Consider the following 17,594-nt stretch of genomic DNA (forward strand, 5'->3'; position numbering starts at 1 on the left):
GGGGGCCTCTGGGCGCCGGCGCCCACGTCCGCGCGGGGGGGGGCGGGCGCCCCCCTCGGGCCTGTGGGGGGTGGGGGGGGGGGGGGGGCCCCGGGGGGGGGGGGGGGGGGCGCCCCCCCCCCCCCCCCCACCGGGCTACGCGTCCGTGGCCACGGGCGGCTTCGGGTGCGCCCGCTGATGGCGGAGAGCCACCACCCACAGGCCCTTCTGGGCCAGCAGTGTCAGCGTCCCCGCGAGCACGATCCCGCCGAGGTTCGCCAGCAGCTGCTGGAGGGACCCCGTCATCTGGCTGTAGTCGCTGTAGCTGAACGCGACCGCCGCGTTCGCCGCGGCGGGCACGGTCGTCACCGAGATCGCGACGCCGATCAGCGCCCCGGACTTCGCCGACGTGAGGGAGAGCGTCCCGGCGATGCCCGCGAGGAACGCCACCACGAACGACATCCAGTCGGGCTGCCAGATGAACGCCGTGTTGGGCCGGCCCGCCTCGATCATCGACGCGTCGAACAGGCCGAAGGCGTCCATCAGCCAGGCGAAGCCGGCCGTCAGCACCATCGCCACGACGAAACCGCCGACCAGCGCCCACAGGGACCGCAGCACCAGCCGCGGGGCCCGCTGCACCAGCGCGGTCGAGATCCCGGCCAGCGGCCCGAACTCCGGACCCACCGCCATCGCGCCCACGATCAGGATCGCGTTGTCGAGCATCACACCGCAGGCCGCGAGCATCGTCGCGACCGCGAGGAACGACACATAGGTGATGGTGAACGTCGACTCCTCGTGGGTGACGTCCGTCAGCTCCTCCCACAGCACCGCGTCCGCGCCCTCGCCCGGAGCGGCCTCCTCGGCCCGGTCGGCGCGCGCGGACAGCGTCAGGTCCATGTTCTCGACGGTGATCGCCCCGTACTCGGCGACCCCGAGCCGCCGCAGCGCCCCGATCAGCTCGTCGCCCGCCTCACGCGCCACGTCGCACAGCACTACGTCGCCGACCGGATCGCGCGCGACCCCCGGCAGCACCGCGAGATGGGCGGTGCCGACGGTCCGCTCCAGCAGGCCCGTCACCTCGTCCGTTCGGTCGGCGGGGACGATCAGGCGCAGATGCAGCACGGTGCACCCTTTCCGGGCTCAGAGCTTGCGCAGGGACAGCCGCTGGACCTTGTGGTCGGGGCCCTTGCGCAGCACCAGCGTGGCACGGCCCCGCGTCGGTGCGACGTTCTCCACGAGGTTGGGCTTGTTGATGGTCCGCCACATCGTCGCCGCGTACTCCATCGCCTCCGCCTCGGAGACCTGGGTGTACTTGCGGAAGTACGAGGACGGGTCCTGGAACGCCGTCGCGCGCAGTTTGCGGAAGCGGTTGAGGTACCAGGTCTCGATGTCCTCGGGCCGCGCGTCCACGTACACGCTGAAGTCGAAGTAGTCCGCGAGCCCGACCCGGGTGCGGCCGTCCTTGCCGGGCAGGGCGGGCTGCAGCACGTTCAGCCCCTCGACGATGAGGATGTCCGGGCGCCGTACGGTGAGCCGCTCGTCCGGCACGATGTCGTAGATCAGGTGCGAGTAGACGGGGGCGGTCACCTCGTCCTTGCCGGCCTTGATGTCGGCGACGAAGCGGGTCAGGGCGCGCCGGTCGTACGACTCGGGGAAGCCCTTGCGTGACATCAGCCCGCGCGCGTGGAGCTCCTTCATCGGCAGCAGGAAGCCGTCCGTGGTCACCAGCTCCACCCGGGGGTGCTCCGGCCAGCGGGCCAGCAGTGCCTGGAGGATACGGGCGCTGGTGGACTTGCCCACCGCGACACTGCCCGCGACCCCTATGACGAACGGGGTCCCGCGCTGCTCCCCGTGCCCGTTGCCCGCGTCCCCGAGAAAGGTGTTCAGGGCGCCGCGCAGCCCGGACGTGGCCTGGACGTACAGATTGAGGAGGCGCGAGAGCGGCAGGTAGACGTCCCGCACCTCGTCCAGGTCGATGACGTCCCCGAGCCCGCGAAGCCGCTCCACCTCGTCGGCGGTCAGCGGCAGCGGCGTCTTGTCGCGCAACGCGCTCCACTCCGCCCGGGAGAGGTCGACGTACGGCGTCGCGGCGGGCTCGGCGCGTCGGTTCGTGCTCCGTGTCGGCGAAGTGATCACGGGTTCATTGTTGCGGGAGTTTTAACGGAGTGGAGGGTGGGCTCGGTCACGTGGGGGACGGGTACGGGCCGGGTTCCGGCGGATGGGGGGCGGGGAGGGTGGCCTGCGGCGTGCCGCACCAATCTGCACAGAACCGTACATATTGTCTCATTTATGCTAAGACCTCATTCTGTGCAGGCCCGCCAACCGCGCGTTGCGCTGTCGACCGGAGCCCTGGCTCTGACGGCAGCGATCATGGCGGTCTCCCTCCTGCCCGGCGCCGCGCCGGCCACGGGGAGCAGTGCCGCAGCGGTGTCGCCCACCCTGGTGGAGGAGACCTTCACCGGAGCGACCGCGAACGGAGACTTCGAAGCGGTGGGACCGGCCTGCTTGACGGGGGCCGCGCCCGAGCAGCCGCCCGCAGGCAACGCGCCGCATCCGCTGGGCGGTTGCTCCGACACGGCGGTGGGGCCCGTACCGCCGCGCAACGGGGCACCGTACGGCTACCTCCAGCTGACGGACGCGGGCAACGACAGGGCCTCCGCGGTGGTCCACAACAAGGCACTGCCCGCGAACGAGGGGCTGGAGGTCTCCTTCGACCAGTGGCAGTACGGGGGCACGCCGGTCGCGAATCCGGCGGACGGCATCTCGTTCTTCCTGGTGGACGGGGCATCCGATCTGTCCGGGCCCGGGGCGTTCGGCGGGAGCCTCGGCTATGCCCAGAAGCTGCCGAACGACGACGCGAGCATGAGATTCGTGCCGGGTGTCGACCATGGATATCTGGGCGTCGGCCTGGACGTCCTGGGGAACTACTTCGGGGACTGGGAACATCGCGGCAACGGCTGCGAGCGACGATCCCCCGCCGGTACGGGATTCCGGGTTCCGGGCCCGGGGAGCAACATGGTCACGGTGCGGGGGCCCGGCCACGGCATCGAGGGCTACTGCTTCCTGGCCGCCACCACCAGCAACCTGACGACTTCGGCACCCTGGCCGTCCACGCTTCCCGGCAAGCTCCAGGGGCCGACCACCGCGGCCGACCTCCCCGCGGGGACGACGCCCGAAGCGGCGCAGCAGATCCTGGAGGCGTCCCGCCGCACCGTGACGGTGCGCGTGAGCCCGGCGCCCGACCCGATGCTGACGGTGCTGGTCGACTTCCGCGACGGCAAGGGCGCCCAGCAGGTGCTGGAGACGGCCGCGCCGCAGCCGGTCCCCGCCACGTACAAGTTCGGATTCGCCGCGTCGACCGGGCTGTTCACGGACGTCCACCTCATCCGTACGCTCTCCGCCCGCTCGCTGAAGCCGCTGCCCGAGCTCAACCTCGTGAAGCAGGTCAGCCTCGCGGAGCCGCTGCCCGACGTGATCGTGCCGGGCACGCGGGTGCCGTACGAGTTCGTGGTGACGAACTCGGGGGGTACCGAGCTGACCGACGTCGCCGTGGACGATCCCATCGTCGGACCGGTGACCTGCCCCGTGACCACCCTGGCGCCCGGGGCGACGGCGACGTGTACGGGTTCCTACACCGTCACCACGGCCGACGCGGTACGCGGTTACGTCCACAACACCGCGGAGGCCACGGGGAGGAACGGTGGCACCGAGATCTCTTCCCCGCCGTCGAGTGTGGATCTGCCGTTGGGCGGCAAGGTCGGTCTGACTCTCGACAAGCAGGTGGACGACTCGCACCCGTACGAGACCGGGGACGAGGTGGCGTACAGCTATGTGGTCGGCAATGTCACGGACAGCCCGGTCGAGGATCTCCTGATCCAGGACGACCGCCTCGAAGGTGTCACCTGTGAGTCCACCACGCTGGCCGCACAGGGGATGCCGGGCGACAGCACCACCTGTACGGGCACGTATGTGGTGGGGGAGGACGACGCGGAGCGGGGGAGTGTGGTGAACAACGCGGTCGCGTCTGGCAACGGAGGCGCGGTGAAGTCCCCGCCGGACCGGGCGACGATCGAGGTCACCAAGCCGACGACTCCCACTCCCACACCGACGCCCACTCCCACACCGACGCCGACTCCCACACTGACGCCGACTCACACCCCGACGCCCACTCCGACCCACACCCACACCCACAGTCCCAGCCCGGCTCCCACGCACTCCCGGCCGTGGCCGGACCCGACGTCCACGAACTCCGGCGGTCACGGCGGCCAGATGCCTGACACCGGAGCGCCGATGCTCCTCCCGCTGGGCATCGCCGCAGCGGCCGCGGCCGCGGGCGGAGCACTGATCCTGGTGCAACGCCGGTGGAAGACGGCGTCGCACGGCTCGCGGAAGGGACACTCGCACTGATCCGGCCCGCCTGACGGAGTGACCGGCCCGGCGCCCCACGGCGCCGGGCCGGTCCGCGTCCGAAGAGGAGCGGGAGACGTCCCCCTTCACCCGGTGTCGAGAGTCGTTGGTCAACTCCCGCACCTCGGAAGGGAGTTCCCTGCCGGATTCGACGGCGCCGCGGATGGAGCACCCCATGACCCGCACGGGCACACGCTCAATCAGGCGCTCGGGCCGCTCGGAGCCCTAGTCCGTGCCGGACTCCATCGCGGCGCGGTCCAGCATCTCGTCGGCTTCGGAGACCTCGCCGCGGGAGGCGATGGCCTGGGCGCCGCCCTCGGGCAGCGACCCGATCAGGCCGGTGGCGGCGGCCTGGGCCGCGCCGATGGCCGGGTTGGCGGTGCCGATCAGGCCGAGGCCCGCGTACTGCTCCAGCTTGGCGCGCGAGTCGGCGATGTCGAGGTTGCGCATCGTGAGCTGGCCGATCCGGTCGACCGGGCCGAACGCGGAGTCCTCGGTGCGCTCCATGGACAGCTTGTCCGGGTGGTAGCTGAACGCCGGGCCCGTCGTGTCGAGGATCGAGTAGTCCTCGCCGCGCCGCAGCCGCAGCGTCACCTCGCCGGTGACGGCGGTGCCGACCCAGCGCTGGATCGACTCCCGCACCATGAGCGCCTGCGGGTCCAGCCAGCGGCCCTCGTACATCAGGCGACCGAGGCGGCGGCCCTCGTTGTGGTACTGGGCGAGGGTGTCCTCGTTGTGGATCGCGTTGACCAGGCGCTCGTACGCGGCGTGCAGCAGGGCCATGCCGGGGGCCTCGTAGATGCCGCGGCTCTTGGCCTCGATGATCCGGTTCTCGATCTGGTCCGACATGCCCATGCCGTGGCGGCCGCCGATGCCGTTCGCCTTCATCACCAGGTCGACGGCGGAGTCGAACTTCTCGCCGTTGATGGTGACCGGGCGGCCCTGGTCGAAGCCGATCGTGACGTCCTCGGTCTCGATCTCGACCGAGGGGTCCCAGAACTTCACGCCCATGATCGGGTCGACGGTCTCCACGCCGGTGTTCAGGTGCTCCAGCGTCTTGGCCTCGTGGGTGGCGCCCCAGATGTTGGCGTCGGTGGAGTACGCCTTCTCCGTGCTGTCGCGGTAGGGCAGGTCATGGGCGACCAGCCACTCCGACATCTCCTTGCGGCCGCCGAGCTCGGTCACGAAGTCCGCGTCGAGCCAGGGCTTGTAGATCCGCAGGTGCGGGTTGGCGAGCAGACCGTAGCGGTAGAACCGCTCGATGTCGTTGCCCTTGTACGTGGAGCCGTCGCCCCAGATCTGTACGTCGTCCTCGAGCATCGCCCGCACCAGGAGCGTGCCGGTGACGGCGCGGCCGAGTGGCGTGGTGTTGAAGTACGCGCGCCCGCCCGAGCGGATGTGGAACGCCCCGCAGGTGAGCGCGGCCAGCCCCTCCTCGACGAGCGCCGCACGGCAGTCGACCAGGCGCGCGAGCTCGGCGCCGTAGGCCTTGGCGCGGCCGGGCACGGAGGCGATGTCGGGCTCGTCGTACTGGCCGATGTCGGCGGTGTAGGTGCACGGGACGGCGCCCTTGTCGCGCATCCACGCGACCGCGACCGAAGTGTCGAGGCCGCCCGAGAAGGCGATGCCGACGCGCTCGCCGGTGGGCAGGGAGGTGAGGACCTTAGACATAGGAAGATTATGCATCATCTCGCATGATCATGCAACGCGAGGTGGATTCTGAGCCCCCGGACCCCGGAAACCCACCATGGCACGGAGCATCCAGGGAGGCAGATCGACAGGTCGGCGCGGTCGTGCCCGGATCTGCCGCCGTCGCGCGGCGGCGGTAGCAGCGGGGCCCGCCACCAGCCGGACCAGCGTGGCGAGGTCGTCGGCGTACGTCGTGTCCGCGCGGGTGTGTCGAAGTGGGCGATACGGGCCTGGGCCGGGCCCCTGAAGACCACCGCCGGTCGAGCCGCCCGTCCGGCTGGAACGTCTCGCCCCGGTTGACGGAGAACGCCTCCACTCCGATCAGCGCCTCGTCGGAGGCGGGTCCGGGTTCCGGCGCGTCGCTCAGGAGGACCCTGCCATCGGTCGTCGGGGTCATCGGCCCCTCAGTCGATACAGAACTCGTTGCCCTCGATGTCCTGCATCGGGATGCAGGAGTCCTTGCCGTCGTACAGCGTTTGCACGTGTACCGCGCCGAGCGGGACCAGCCGCGCGCACTCGGCCTCAAGCACGGCGAGGCGCTCCTCGCCCACGAGCCCGGTGCCGACCCGCACGTCGAGGTGCAGCCGGTTCTTGGCAGCCTTCCCCTCGGGGACGCGCTGGAAGTACAGGCGCGGGCCCACACCTGACGGGTCGATGCAGGCGAACCATGCATCCCGCTGCTCAGGTGGCAGCGAGAGCGTGAATTCGTCCCACGTGGTGAACCCCTCGGGCGGGGGCGGCACGACGTATCCCAGTACCTCGCACCAGAAGCGCGCGAGGCGCTCGGGCTCCGCGCAGTCGAAGGTGACCTGGAACTGCTTGATCGGTGCCATCGGCCCTCCATGTCGTCGTGCGGCCCGGTGATCCCGGGCAAGGCCGGCGAGCCTGCCACGTGATCATCCGGGGCTCAAGCAGATTTCCGCCTGCCGGCCCGGGGCCCGGCGCGCGGTCAGTCCCTCGGCAGCCGCACCCGTCGGGGGCGACGGCCGGCCTCCTGCGCGGGCCGTGTCCTGCAGGTCCTCCGTCCTTGACTGCTCAGCGCCTCCTGCTACCCCCGGAACGGCCGGTACGTCAGCTGCTTGACGCGCCGCAGGAACGGCATCGATTCCACGTGCTCGACGCCCTCCAGCGCGCCCAGACGCTCGCTCAGGTAGCGGTACAGGTGGCCCGTGTCGCGGGTGATCACCACCGCCACCAGGTTGGACGGGCCCGTGGTCGCCGCCGCGTACGCGACCTCCGGGTGGGTGGCGAGTGCCTCGCCCACCGTGTGGAGGGCGCGCGGCGCGGCGGTGATGCACAGCATGGTCGGGTGACGGAAGCCGAAGGGGGCGGCGTCGAACTCGACGTCCACGTACAGCGCGCCCGATGCCACGAGCCGGTCCATGCGGCGTTTCACCGCGGATTCGGAGCGGCCCGTCGCCTTCTGGAGTTCGGGGTACGTGGCCCGGCCGTCCGCCTCCAGCGCCGCGACCAGTGCTTCGTCCTCGGCGGTGATGACGGCCGGGCCGGGGTGGTCCGGGAGGGGGGTGGTGGCGGTGAGGGCCGCTGCCTGGCCGGGGGAGAGCGCGCCGCTCTTGTGGAGCCAGCCGGACGGGCCGCCGTAGAAGCGGTGCAGCAACTGGTGGGCGCGGATGTCGACGATGTGCGGGGTACGCGGCAGCTTGCCGAGGAGCAGGTCGTCCGCGTCGTCCCGGGAGCGGACGTTCGCCGTGCAGGTCACCTCCGTACCGCCCGAAGTGAGGCCGATCCACGCCGTGTCCGGGCGCTTGGCCAGGGCTTCGGCGATGGCTGTCGCGCCCTCGGGCGCGCAGCGCACGCGCAGCAGCCAGTGGTCGAGCGGGTCCTCGGCGGCCGCGCAGCGGACCCCGACGACCCGGAGGTCCGCCTCGGAGCGCAGCCGGCGGAAGCGGCGGGCCACGGTCTGGTCGGAGACGCCGAGGACGGCCGCGATCCGGCTGAACGGGGCGCGGGCGTCCAGCTCCAGCGCGTGCAGGATCCGGAGGTCGAGGGCGTCGCCCACTGTGCTGGATTCCATGAGTGATGGCCTCGTTCATGTCGGATTCCGTCGCTTGGCGGACTCCGGCCGGTGGTTTCGGCCGCGCCTCTCCGATCGTACGGGGGTGGTCGCCGGCCACACCGAAGCCGTCCAGGCCTACAGGGAGAAAACACATGCGCAAGTGGGGGCCGCTCGCCGCGGTCTGTCTGGGGACGTTCATGCTGCTGCTCGACGTCACGATCGTCATCGTGGCGCTGCCCGACATGGCACGGGCGCTGGACGCGTCGCTCTCCGATCTGCAGTGGGTCATCGACGGCTACGCGCTCGCGCTCGCCGCGCTGCTCCTCGGCATCGGGGCCGCAGCCGATCTGCTCGGGCGGCGCCGGGTCCATGTCGCGGGCGTCGTGCTCTTCGCCGTCGCCTCGCTGGCCTGCGGGCTCGCCTCGTCGCCCGCGCTGCTGGTGGCGGCGCGCGGGGTCCAGGGGGTGGGCGCGGCAGCGATGTTCGCGACCACGCTGCCGTTGCTCGCCTCCGTCTACCGGGGCAGGGAACGGTCCGTCGCGCTCGGGCTGTGGGGCGCGGTGAGCGGGGGCGCCGCCGCGATCGGGCCGGTGGTCGGCGGGCTGCTGACCGAGGGGCCCGGATGGCGCTGGATCTTCTTCGTGAACCTTCCGGTCAGTGTCGCCGCGGTCTGGCTGACGGCCCGGACCGTGCCCGAGTCGCACGGGGCGCGGAACCGGCGGATCGACTGGGCGGGGACCGCGAGCTTCGCGGTGTTCGCGGCGGCGGCGACGTACGCCGTCGTACGGGCGGGGAGCCTGGGATGGACGTCGGGGCGCACGCTCGCCACGTTCGGGATCGCCGTGCTCGCCCTGCTCTGCTTCGTGTTCGTCGAGCGGCGCGCCGAACACCCGCTGCTGGAGCTGTCGTTGTTCCGGAAGTCCGCGTTCACCGGCGTGATGGCCGGGGCGCTCGCGTACAACATGGCGGCCTTCGCCGTCCTGCCGTACACCTCGATCTGGCTGCAGACCGTGCTCGGGCTCAGCCCCGTCCAGGGCGGCCTGGCCCTTTTGCCGCTGGCCGCGACGGCGTTCGTGGTGGCGGCCGTCGGCGGGCGGCTGCTGCACGGGGTGCAGCCGAGGCTGACCATCGGCGTCGGGCTCGTCCTGATCGGCGTCGGCACACTCGGCCAGGCGGTCCTCGGCGCGGGCTCCTCGTGGCCGGCGCTGCTGCCGGGGCTCGTGGTCGCGGGCATCGGCACCGGGCTGGTGTCCCCGGCCCTCGCGGGCGCCGCGCTCGCGGCGGTGGAGCCGGAGCGGGCGGGCATGGCGGGCGGCGCGGTCAACACCTTCCGGCAGCTCGGGTACGCCTTCGGGGTGGCGGTGTTCGGGACGGTGCTGACCTCCCGGATGGGGGAGACGCTGAGCGACGGGCGGTCCCACACCCTCGCGGGCGGCGGTGCGCCGGGGCTGCGGGCGGCGGGGGTGCCGGAGCAGGCGCTGCGGGCGGCGTTCGCGTCGGGGCTGAACACCGCGGCCGCGGTGGCCGGAGTGGCGGGGATGGTCGCGGGGGTGGCGGTGCTGGTGCTGGTGAAGGGGGCCCGGGAGGGTGCCGGGAGCCCGGTGCCGGAGGCGCCGCGGGTGTCCGCGCGGTAGATGAGGGCCGGGCCCGACGGGCTCGACGTGCCCGACCGGCCTGGTTCGTGGGCTTGAAATAGTGGTTGCTTCTGCGACTATGCGAAGAACAGGGGCTGGTGACCAGGAAAGGACCACTATGTGCGGAATCGTGGGTTACGTCGGTGGGCAGTCGGCGCAGGACGTCGTCGTCGCCGGTCTCAAACGGCTGGAGTACCGGGGGTACGACTCCGCCGGGATCGCGATCCTCGCCGACGGGGGGCTGGCCGCCGCCAAGAAGGCCGGGAAGCTCGTCAACCTGGAGAAGGTGCTGGTGGAGCGGCCGCTGCCGGCCGGCAGCGCCGGGATCGGGCACACCCGGTGGGCGACCCACGGCGGCCCCACCGATGTCAACGCACACCCGCACCTCGACAACGCCGGACGCGTCGCCGTCGTCCACAACGGGATCATCGAGAACTTCGCCGCACTGCGGGCCGAGCTCGGCCGGCGCGGCCACGACCTGCTCTCCGAGACCGACACCGAGGTCGTCGCCCACCTGCTCGCCGAGGCGTTCTCGCAGAGCGCGGACCCGGCGGAGGCGATGCGGCAGGTCTGCCTGCGCCTCGAAGGCGCGTTCACGCTCGTCGCCGTGTTCGCGGACGCGCCCGACGTGGTGGTGGGGGCCCGGCGGAACTCGCCGCTCGTCGTCGGGGTGGGCGACGGCGAGGCCTTCCTCGCCTCCGACGTCGCCGCGTTCATCGCCCACACCCGCTCCGCGATCGAGCTCGGCCAGGACCAGGTGGTCGAGCTGCGGCGGGAGGGGGTCGTGGTCACCGGGTTCGACGGGGAGCCCGCCGAGGTGCGTGCGTACCACGTGGACTGGGACGCCTCCGCAGCCGAGAAGGGCGGCTACGCCTCCTTCATGCTCAAGGAGATCGCCGAACAGCCCAAGGCCGTCACCGACACCCTCCTCGGCCGGATCGACCCGGAGGGCACGCTTCACCTCGACGAGGTGCGGATCAGCCGGGGTGAGCTGCGCGAGGTCGACAAGGTGGTGATCGTCGCCTGCGGGACCGCGTTCCACGCCGGGATGATCGCCAAGTACGCCATCGAGCACTGGACCCGGATCCCGTGCGAGACGGAACTCGCCAGCGAGTTCCGCTACCGCGACCCGATCCTGGATCCGCACACCCTCGTCATCGCCATCTCGCAGTCCGGCGAGACGATGGACACCCTGATGGCGCTGCGGCACGCCCGCGAGCAGGGCGCGAAGGTCCTCGCCATCTGCAACACGAACGGATCGACCATCCCCCGCGAGTCCGACGCCGTGCTCTACACGCACGCCGGCCCCGAGGTCGCCGTCGCCTCCACCAAGGCGTTCCTGACCCAGCTCGTCGCCTGCTACCTCGTCGCCCTCTATCTCGGCCAGGTGCGCGGGACCAAGTGGGGCGACGAGATCCGTACCGTCATCCGCCAGCTCTCCGAGATCTCCGGGTCCGTCGACCGGGTCCTGGCGACCATGGGGCCCGTGCGTGAGCTGGCCCGGTCGCTCGCCTCGCACGACACCGTGCTCTTCCTCGGCCGGCACGTCGGCTATCCGGTCGCCCTGGAAGGCGCGTTGAAGCTCAAGGAGCTCGCGTACATGCACGCCGAGGGGTTCGCCGCCGGTGAGCTCAAGCACGGGCCGATCGCGCTCATCGAGGACGGGCTGCCGGTCGTCGTCGTGGTGCCGTCCCCGGCCGGGCGCTCGGTGCTGCACGGCAAGATCGTGTCGAACATCCAGGAGATCCGGGCCCGCGGCGCCCTCACCGTCGTCATCGCCGAGGAGGGCGACGAGGAGGTCGTTCCGTACGCCGACCACCTCATCCGGATCCCCGCAACGCCTACTCTGCTTCAGCCGCTGGTCGCGACCGTGCCGTTGCAGGTCTTCGCCTGCGAGCTGGCGACGGCCCGCGGCAACGAGGTGGACCAGCCGCGCAACCTGGCGAAGTCCGTCACCGTGGAGTGAGCCGGCAGTCAACAGTGAGGGTGCGTACGTGATCATCGGGGTCGGGATCGATGTGGCGGAGATCGAGCGGTTCGACGCGGCGCTGGAGCGTACGCCGCAGATGGCTCAACGCCTATTCGTGGAGAGTGAGTTGATGCTGCCCGGCGGTGAGCGGCGCGGTATCGCATCGCTGGCCGCCCGGTTCGCCGCCAAGGAGGCCCTCGCCAAGGCGCTCGGCGCGCCCGGCGGGCTGCTGTGGACGGACGCCGAGGTGTACGTCGAGGAGACCGGGCAGCCCCGGCTGCGGGTCCGGGGCACCGTTGCCGCGCGCGCCGTGGAGCTGGGCGTCCGGCAGTGGCACGTGTCGCTCAGCCATGACGCGGGCATCGCCTCGGCGGTGGTGATCGCGGAGGGCTGAGCCGGGGCGCGGACGCGGATTCCTGCGTACGTTGGAGCCATGCGTACCGCTTACAGCGTCCCGACCGTACGGGCGGCCGAACAGGCCCTGATGGCACGGCTCCCGGAGGGTGCGCTGATGCAGCGCGCCGCCGCCGGACTCGCCGCCGCCTGCGCCGATCTGCTGCGGCGCGGCGGCCGCGTCTACAGCTCCCGGGTCGTCCTCCTCGTCGGCAGCGGCGACAACGGGGGCGACGCGCTGTACGCGGGGGCCCGGCTGGCCCGGCGCGGCGCGGGCGTCGTGGCCGTACGCGTCTCGCCCGGCCGGGCCCACGAGGGCGGGACCGCGGCGTTGCTGGCGGCCGGCGGCCGGGTGATGGACGGCGGCGATGCCGCCCCGCACCGCGACTGGGGCGGGCACATCGACCTCGTCGTGGACGGCATCACCGGCATCGGCGGGCGCGGCGGACTGCGGCCCGACGCCGCCGCCGTGGTGGAGCACTACACGGCCCACGGGGTGCCCGTCGTCGCCGTCGACCTGCCGAGCGGCGTCGAGGCCGACACCGGCGAGGTGCTGGGGGCCGCCGTGCACGCGGACGCGACCGTCACCTTCGGCGCGTACAAACCGGCGCTGCTCGTCGACCCGGCCGCCGAACGGGCCGGCGCCCTGCACCTCGTCGACATCGGGCTCGGCGCCGAACTCCCCGGCGTACCCGATCTGGAGGCGCTCCAGTACGCGGACGTCGCCGCCCTGCTGCCCGTGCCCGCCGCGGAGAGCGACAAGTACCGGCGCGGCGTCGTCGGCATCGTCGCCGGATCGGCCCGTTACCCGGGGGCCGCGGTGCTGGCCGTCTCCGGGGCGCTGCGCGGCGGGGCGGGGGCCGTGCGCTACGTCGGGCCGGGGGCCGACGCCGTCATCGCGCGGCACCCGGAGACCCTCGTCCACGCGGGCCCGCCGTCGAAGGCCGGGCGCGTGCAGGCATGGGTGGTCGGGCCGGGCCTCGGCGACGGCACGGACGCCGTCGAGGCGGTCTCCGACGTGCTGGCCACGGACGTGCCCGTGCTCGTCGACGCGGACGGGCTGCGACTGCTGGACGCCGCCGTCGTACGGGCGCGCACCGCGCCCACCGTCCTCACCCCGCACGCCGGGGAGGCCGCGGCGCTGCTCGGCGTACCGCGCGAGGAGGTCGAGGCGGGGCGGCTCGCCGCCGTACGCGAACTCGCCTCCCGGTTCCGCGCCACGGTCCTGCTCAAGGGGTCGACGACCCTGATCGCCACCGACGCCCCGCACACGCCCGTACGGGTCAACCCGACCGGCACGTCCTGGCTGGCCACCGCGGGCAGCGGCGACGTGCTCTCCGGGCTGACCGGCTCGCTGCTCGCCGCGGGCCTCGCCCCGCGCGACGCCGCGTCCGTCGGCGCCCACCTCCACGGCCTCGCCGCCCGACACGCCTCCGACGGCTCCCCGGTCGCCGCGCAGGACGTCGCGGAGGCGATCACGGCGGCATGGCGGGACGTACGGGCCTGAGTGATGCTGGGCCCGGATGTGGCGGCAGCGAGGGAGTGATCGGTCGTGGGCAGCAGTGGTGACGTGCGGGTACGGCGGGTGTACGACCCCCAGGAGGAAGGCGACGGCACCCGTGTCCTCGTCGACCGGCTCTGGCCGCGCGGTGTGTCCAAGGAACGGGCCGCGATCGACCGCTGGCTCAGGGACCTCACCCCGTCGGACGAGCTGCGCTCCTGGTACCACGAGGACCGTTCCGGCACCCGGTACGACACCTTCGTGGACCGCTACCGCGCCGAGCTCGCCGACCCCGTGCACGCGGCGGCCGTGGACGAGCTGACTGCGCTGGTGCGCGAGGGCGGTCCGGTGACACTGGTCACGGCGGTCAAGGACGTCCCGCGCAGCCACGTCCCGGTCCTCGTCGACCATGTGGAGCACGAGTTGCACCGCCGCTGACGTGCACGTCCACCCGCGCGCCGCGCCCTGCCGCGGCCGCCGCCCGAGGGTCCCGCCGTACGCCAGTGAGAGACTGGGCGCGATGAACGAGACAGCGTCCTTGAGAGCCCGTGCCGAGATCGACCTCGCCGCACTCCGCGCCAACGTGCGCGTTCTGCGGGCCCGGGCGTCCGGGGCGCAACTCATGGCCGTGGTCAAATCCGACGCGTACGGGCACGGGGCGGAGCGCTGCGCACGCGCCGCGCTCGAAGCGGGCGCCACCTGGCTGGGCACCGCCACCCCGCACGAGGCGCTCGCCCTGCGCGCGGCCGGAATCGGCGGCCGGATGATGTGCTGGCTGTGGACGCCGGGCGGACCCTGGCGCGAGGCGATCGAGGCCGACATCGACGTGTCGGTGAGCGGCATGTGGGCGCTGCGCGAGGTCACCGCGGCGGCAGCCGACGCGGGCCGGCCCGCCCGCGTCCAGCTCAAGGCCGACACCGGCCTCGGCCGCAACGGCTGCCAGCCCGCCGACTGGCCCGAACTGGTCGCCGCCGCCCGCACGGCGGAGCAGGCGGGAGCCCTCCGCGTCACCGGCCTCTGGTCCCACTTCGCCTGCGCGGACGAGCCCGGCCACCCCTCCATCGCCGCGCAACTGGACACGTTCCGCGACATGGTGGCGTACGCGGAGAAGGCCGGCGTGGAGCCCGAGGTGCGGCACATCGCGAACTCCCCGGCGACGCTGACGGTCCCCGAGTCGCACTTCGACCTCGTGCGGACCGGGATCGCCATGTACGGCATCTCGCCCAGCCCCGAGCTCGGCACCCCGGCGGACTTCGGACTGCGTCCCGTGATGACGCTCGCCGCGTCCGTCGCCCTGGTCAAGCGGGTGCCGGCCGGTCACGGCATCAGCTACGGGCACCACTACACGACGTCCGCGGAGACCACGCTCGGCCTGGTGCCGCTGGGGTACGCGGACGGCATTCCGCGCCACGCCTCGGGCCTCGGTCAGGTCCTGGTCGGCGGTGTCCGGCGCACGGTCGCGGGCCGGGTGGCCATGGACCAGTTCGTCGTCGACCTCCACGGGGACGAGCCGGCGGTGGGCAGCGACGCCGTGCTGTTCGGCCCGGGGGACCGGGGCGAACCGAGCGCCGAGGACTGGGCGCGGGCGGCCGGCACGATCGCGTACGAGATCGTCACCCGCATCAGCGGCAGGGTGCCGCGGGTCTACCGGGACGACGAAACGCCGGAGGGCCGATCGGCCGGGTCCTGACCGAACAAGCACCTCTGACCAGGCACGATCTGAGCACGTCCTGGAACGGCCGGACAAGGTCGCAGGAGACCGGGCCGGCCCTTCGGCCCTGACCCGACGGACACGACACGACCGACGAGGAGCGCGGCACGGTGAGTGAGATCAGCGGGGTGGAGGCGGTGGCGACGGCCGCTTCGGCGGCCGGCTGGCGCCGGGCGGGGATCGCCGGGGCCGCCATAGGTGTGATCGCCGCAGGCGCGGCGGCCGGGGTCGCGGTCGAGCGGCTGACGGTCGGCCGTGGCATGCGCAAGCGGGCCAGGCTGGCCCTGGACGCCACCGGACCGTACGGCTCGCTGCGCGGTATGCCGGGCCGGGCGGCGGCCGACGACGGCACCGAGCTGTACTACGAGATCGACGAGGTCGACCCGGGCAGCGGTACGGGAACGGGCGGCACGCCCCCCGGCTCCGCCGCCGGTCCGCGCAGGCGCCGTCTCTTCGGGCGCAAGGCCCCCGCCCCGGTGACGGTCGTCTTCAGCCACGGCTACTGCCTCAGCCAGGACTCCTGGCACTTCCAGCGGGCGGCCCTGCGCGGCATCGTGCGCACCGTCCACTGGGACCAGCGCAGCCACGGCCGCTCCGAGCGCGGCCGGGCGCAGGCGCAGGGCGTGCACGTCGGCATCGACCAGCTCGGCCGCGACCTCAAGGCCGTCATCGACGCGGCCGCCCCCGAGGGGCCCGTGGTGCTGGTGGGGCACTCCATGGGCGGCATGACGATCATGGCGCTGGCCGACCAGTACCCGGCCCTGATGCGCGACCGGGTCGCGGCCGTCGCCTTCGTCGGCACGTCGAGCGGGAAGCTCGGCGAGGTCAGCTTCGGGCTTCCGGTGGCGGGCGTGAACGCGGTACGGCGGGTGCTGCCCGGTGTACTGAAGGCTCTCGGCTCGCAGGCGGAGCTGGTGGAGCGGGGGAGGCGGGCGACCGCGGATCTGTTCGCCGGGCTGATCAAGCGGTACTCGTTCGGCTCGCGGGACGTGGACCCGGCGGTCGAGCGGTTCGCCGAGCGGCTCATCGAGTCCACGCCGATCGACGTCGTCGCGGAGTTCTACCCGGCCTTCGCCGAGCACGACAAGAGCAACGCGCTGCCACTGTTCAGGGAGGTGCCGGTGCTGATCCTGGCGGGCGACAAGGACCTGGTCACACCCAGTTCGCACAGCGAGGCGATCGCGGACCAGCTGCCCGACGCGGAGCTGGTCATCGTCCCGGATGCCGGGCACCTGGTGATGCTGGAGCACCCGGAGACGGTGACGGACCGGCTGGCGGACCTGCTGGTGCGGGCCGGAGCCGTACCGGAGTCCTCCGAGGCCCGTGGGTGAGGGCCGGGGCCGTCGCCGAATCCTCTAACGTTGGCGGGCATGGAAGCACCGCACAACAGCCCGGCGGCCGAGCCTGCCGGAGACACCGCGCACGGGACGGCGTCCGGCATCGCGCGGGACACCGCGCACGACACCGTCGCCGTGACGCTGGCCGTCGAATCACCCGAACAGATGCAGGCCCTGGGCCGCCGGATCTCCGGCGTGCTGCGCCCCGGCGACCTGGTGATGCTCAGCGGTGAGCTCGGCGCCGGGAAGACGACCCTGACCCGTGGTCTCGGCGAGGGACTGGGCGTGCGCGGCGCCGTCACGTCCCCCACGTTCGTGATCGCCCGCGTCCACCCCCCGCTCGGCCAAGGCCCGGCGCTCGTCCACGTCGACGCGTACCGCCTGGGCGGCGGGCTCGACGAGATGGAGGACCTGGACCTCGATGTGTCGCTGCCGGATTCGGTGGTGGTCGTCGAGTGGGGCGACGGCAAGGTCGAGGAGCTCTCCGACGACCGGCTCCAGGTGCTGATCGACCGAGCGGTCGGTGACACGGACGACGAACGGCGCGATGTGACGCTTCTGGGCGTCGGCACACGGTGGGCGGGGCTGCGTGCGGAGTCCTGGGCCCCGTGGGACGTGGCGGGGGCCTGAGAGGCCGTCGCCACCGGGCTGTTTCCCGACATGGTGTCGGCACATTGTTGCGCGGGGCGGTGCGGGCGTGGTGACATGGAGGGCGAGAGCAGGTTAGGTCTGCCTAACCGTGCCTTCCACCCGGAGCCCGAGGAGGCGTCCATGCCGACATCCGAGCGTGACGTGCAGCCGCCGCGGGCGGTATCGATGAGAGACCTGCTCGCCGCCGGGGCGGCTGCCGACGCGGTCTCCACTCCGCCGGTCGCACCCCGCCCGCGCGGAGTGGCTCCCACGCCGTGCGAGGGCACGGGAGCGAACACGAAGCGGGCCTGAGCCCGCCCGGCTGCT

General features: G+C 72.7%; 15 protein-coding genes. 10 read left to right on the plus strand and 5 right to left on the minus strand.

Going from position 1 to position 17,594, the window contains the following annotated elements; all coding sequences use genetic code 11:
- Positions 1-135: 135 nt before the first annotated feature.
- Positions 136-1,101, minus strand: coding sequence for a DUF389 domain-containing protein (locus ABT025_RS30555; RefSeq protein WP_351001530.1), 966 nt, complete (start codon positions 1,099-1,101; stop codon positions 136-138).
- 18 nt (positions 1,102-1,119) lie between these two features.
- Positions 1,120-2,115: a type I pantothenate kinase gene (coaA, locus tag ABT025_RS30560; protein ID WP_326738120.1), complete on the minus strand. Its 996-nt coding sequence runs from the start codon at positions 2,113-2,115 to the stop codon at positions 1,120-1,122.
- A 234-nt stretch (positions 2,116-2,349) separates the two neighbouring features.
- Here coaA and ABT025_RS30565 point away from each other — a divergent pair, with 234 nt between their 5' ends.
- On the plus strand, positions 2,350-4,386 hold the full coding sequence (locus ABT025_RS30565) for a CLIPPER-2 domain-containing protein (RefSeq protein WP_351001532.1): 2,037 nt from the start codon (positions 2,350-2,352) through the stop codon (positions 4,384-4,386).
- A gap of 225 nt (positions 4,387-4,611) precedes the next feature.
- Here ABT025_RS30565 and argG read toward each other — a convergent pair whose 3' ends face one another.
- The 3 genes from argG to ABT025_RS30580 form a co-directional block, all read right to left on the minus strand.
- Positions 4,612-6,057: an argininosuccinate synthase gene (gene argG / locus ABT025_RS30570; RefSeq protein WP_326738122.1), complete on the minus strand. Its 1,446-nt coding sequence runs from the start codon at positions 6,055-6,057 to the stop codon at positions 4,612-4,614.
- Between the two features lie 422 nt (positions 6,058-6,479).
- Positions 6,480-6,908 carry a VOC family protein gene (locus ABT025_RS30575; protein ID WP_351001535.1) on the minus strand — a complete coding sequence of 143 codons (429 nt, stop codon included), beginning with the start codon at positions 6,906-6,908 and terminating at the stop codon, positions 6,480-6,482.
- Positions 6,909-7,123: 215 nt separating this feature from the next.
- A complete protein-coding gene (locus ABT025_RS30580; RefSeq protein ID WP_351001537.1) occupies positions 7,124-8,110 on the minus strand; it encodes an Lrp/AsnC family transcriptional regulator in 987 nt (328 codons plus the stop codon).
- A 134-nt stretch (positions 8,111-8,244) separates the two neighbouring features.
- Between ABT025_RS30580 and ABT025_RS30585 the strand changes: the two genes are divergently transcribed.
- From ABT025_RS30585 to ABT025_RS30625, 9 genes are all read left to right on the plus strand, one after another.
- Positions 8,245-9,726 (plus strand): MFS transporter, encoded by a 1,482-nt coding sequence (locus ABT025_RS30585; RefSeq protein ID WP_351001539.1) that lies wholly within the window; start codon positions 8,245-8,247, stop codon positions 9,724-9,726.
- A 118-nt stretch (positions 9,727-9,844) separates the two neighbouring features.
- Positions 9,845-11,692, plus strand: coding sequence for a glutamine--fructose-6-phosphate transaminase (isomerizing) (gene glmS, locus ABT025_RS30590; RefSeq protein ID WP_351001541.1), 1,848 nt, complete (start codon positions 9,845-9,847; stop codon positions 11,690-11,692).
- Between the two features lie 28 nt (positions 11,693-11,720).
- Positions 11,721-12,089, plus strand: a complete 369-nt coding sequence (locus ABT025_RS30595; protein ID WP_351001543.1) for a holo-ACP synthase — start codon at positions 11,721-11,723, stop codon at positions 12,087-12,089.
- Positions 12,090-12,128: 39 nt separating this feature from the next.
- Positions 12,129-13,595: an NAD(P)H-hydrate dehydratase gene (locus tag ABT025_RS30600; protein ID WP_351001545.1), complete on the plus strand. Its 1,467-nt coding sequence runs from the start codon at positions 12,129-12,131 to the stop codon at positions 13,593-13,595.
- A 45-nt stretch (positions 13,596-13,640) separates the two neighbouring features.
- Entirely contained in the window at positions 13,641-14,027 is a 387-nt protein-coding gene (locus ABT025_RS30605; RefSeq protein ID WP_351001547.1) for a DUF488 domain-containing protein, read from the plus strand.
- A gap of 82 nt (positions 14,028-14,109) precedes the next feature.
- Complete coding sequence (gene alr, locus ABT025_RS30610; protein ID WP_351001548.1) at positions 14,110-15,279, plus strand: alanine racemase; 1,170 nt, start codon at positions 14,110-14,112, stop codon at positions 15,277-15,279.
- Between the two features lie 131 nt (positions 15,280-15,410).
- A complete protein-coding gene (locus tag ABT025_RS30615; RefSeq protein ID WP_351001550.1) occupies positions 15,411-16,631 on the plus strand; it encodes an alpha/beta fold hydrolase in 1,221 nt (406 codons plus the stop codon).
- A gap of 39 nt (positions 16,632-16,670) precedes the next feature.
- Positions 16,671-17,267: a tRNA (adenosine(37)-N6)-threonylcarbamoyltransferase complex ATPase subunit type 1 TsaE gene (gene tsaE / locus ABT025_RS30620; protein WP_351001552.1), complete on the plus strand. Its 597-nt coding sequence runs from the start codon at positions 16,671-16,673 to the stop codon at positions 17,265-17,267.
- A gap of 141 nt (positions 17,268-17,408) precedes the next feature.
- A complete protein-coding gene (locus ABT025_RS30625) occupies positions 17,409-17,579 on the plus strand; it encodes a hypothetical protein (protein ID WP_351001554.1) in 171 nt (56 codons plus the stop codon).
- The last annotated feature ends 15 nt before the right edge of the window (positions 17,580-17,594 follow it).

The organism is Streptomyces sp. NPDC002809, assembly GCF_040295435.1.
GTDB lineage: Bacteria > Actinomycetota > Actinomycetes > Streptomycetales > Streptomycetaceae > Streptomyces.

Coding starts and splice junctions, on each gene's coding strand:
- argG (WP_326738122.1), bottom strand. CDS start 6,057: ATGTCTAAGGTCCTCACCTCCCTGCCCACCGGCGAGCGCGTCGGCATC.
- glmS (WP_351001541.1), top strand. CDS start 9,845: ATGTGCGGAATCGTGGGTTACGTCGGTGGGCAGTCGGCGCAGGACGTC.
- alr (WP_351001548.1), top strand. CDS start 14,110: ATGAACGAGACAGCGTCCTTGAGAGCCCGTGCCGAGATCGACCTCGCC.
- ABT025_RS30580 (WP_351001537.1), bottom strand. CDS start 8,110: ATGGAATCCAGCACAGTGGGCGACGCCCTCGACCTCCGGATCCTGCAC.
- ABT025_RS30600 (WP_351001545.1), top strand. CDS start 12,129: ATGCGTACCGCTTACAGCGTCCCGACCGTACGGGCGGCCGAACAGGCC.
- ABT025_RS30625 (WP_351001554.1), top strand. CDS start 17,409: ATGCCGACATCCGAGCGTGACGTGCAGCCGCCGCGGGCGGTATCGATG.
- ABT025_RS30575 (WP_351001535.1), bottom strand. CDS start 6,908: ATGGCACCGATCAAGCAGTTCCAGGTCACCTTCGACTGCGCGGAGCCC.
- tsaE (WP_351001552.1), top strand. CDS start 16,671: ATGGAAGCACCGCACAACAGCCCGGCGGCCGAGCCTGCCGGAGACACC.
- ABT025_RS30565 (WP_351001532.1), top strand. CDS start 2,350: ATGGCGGTCTCCCTCCTGCCCGGCGCCGCGCCGGCCACGGGGAGCAGT.
- ABT025_RS30585 (WP_351001539.1), top strand. CDS start 8,245: ATGCGCAAGTGGGGGCCGCTCGCCGCGGTCTGTCTGGGGACGTTCATG.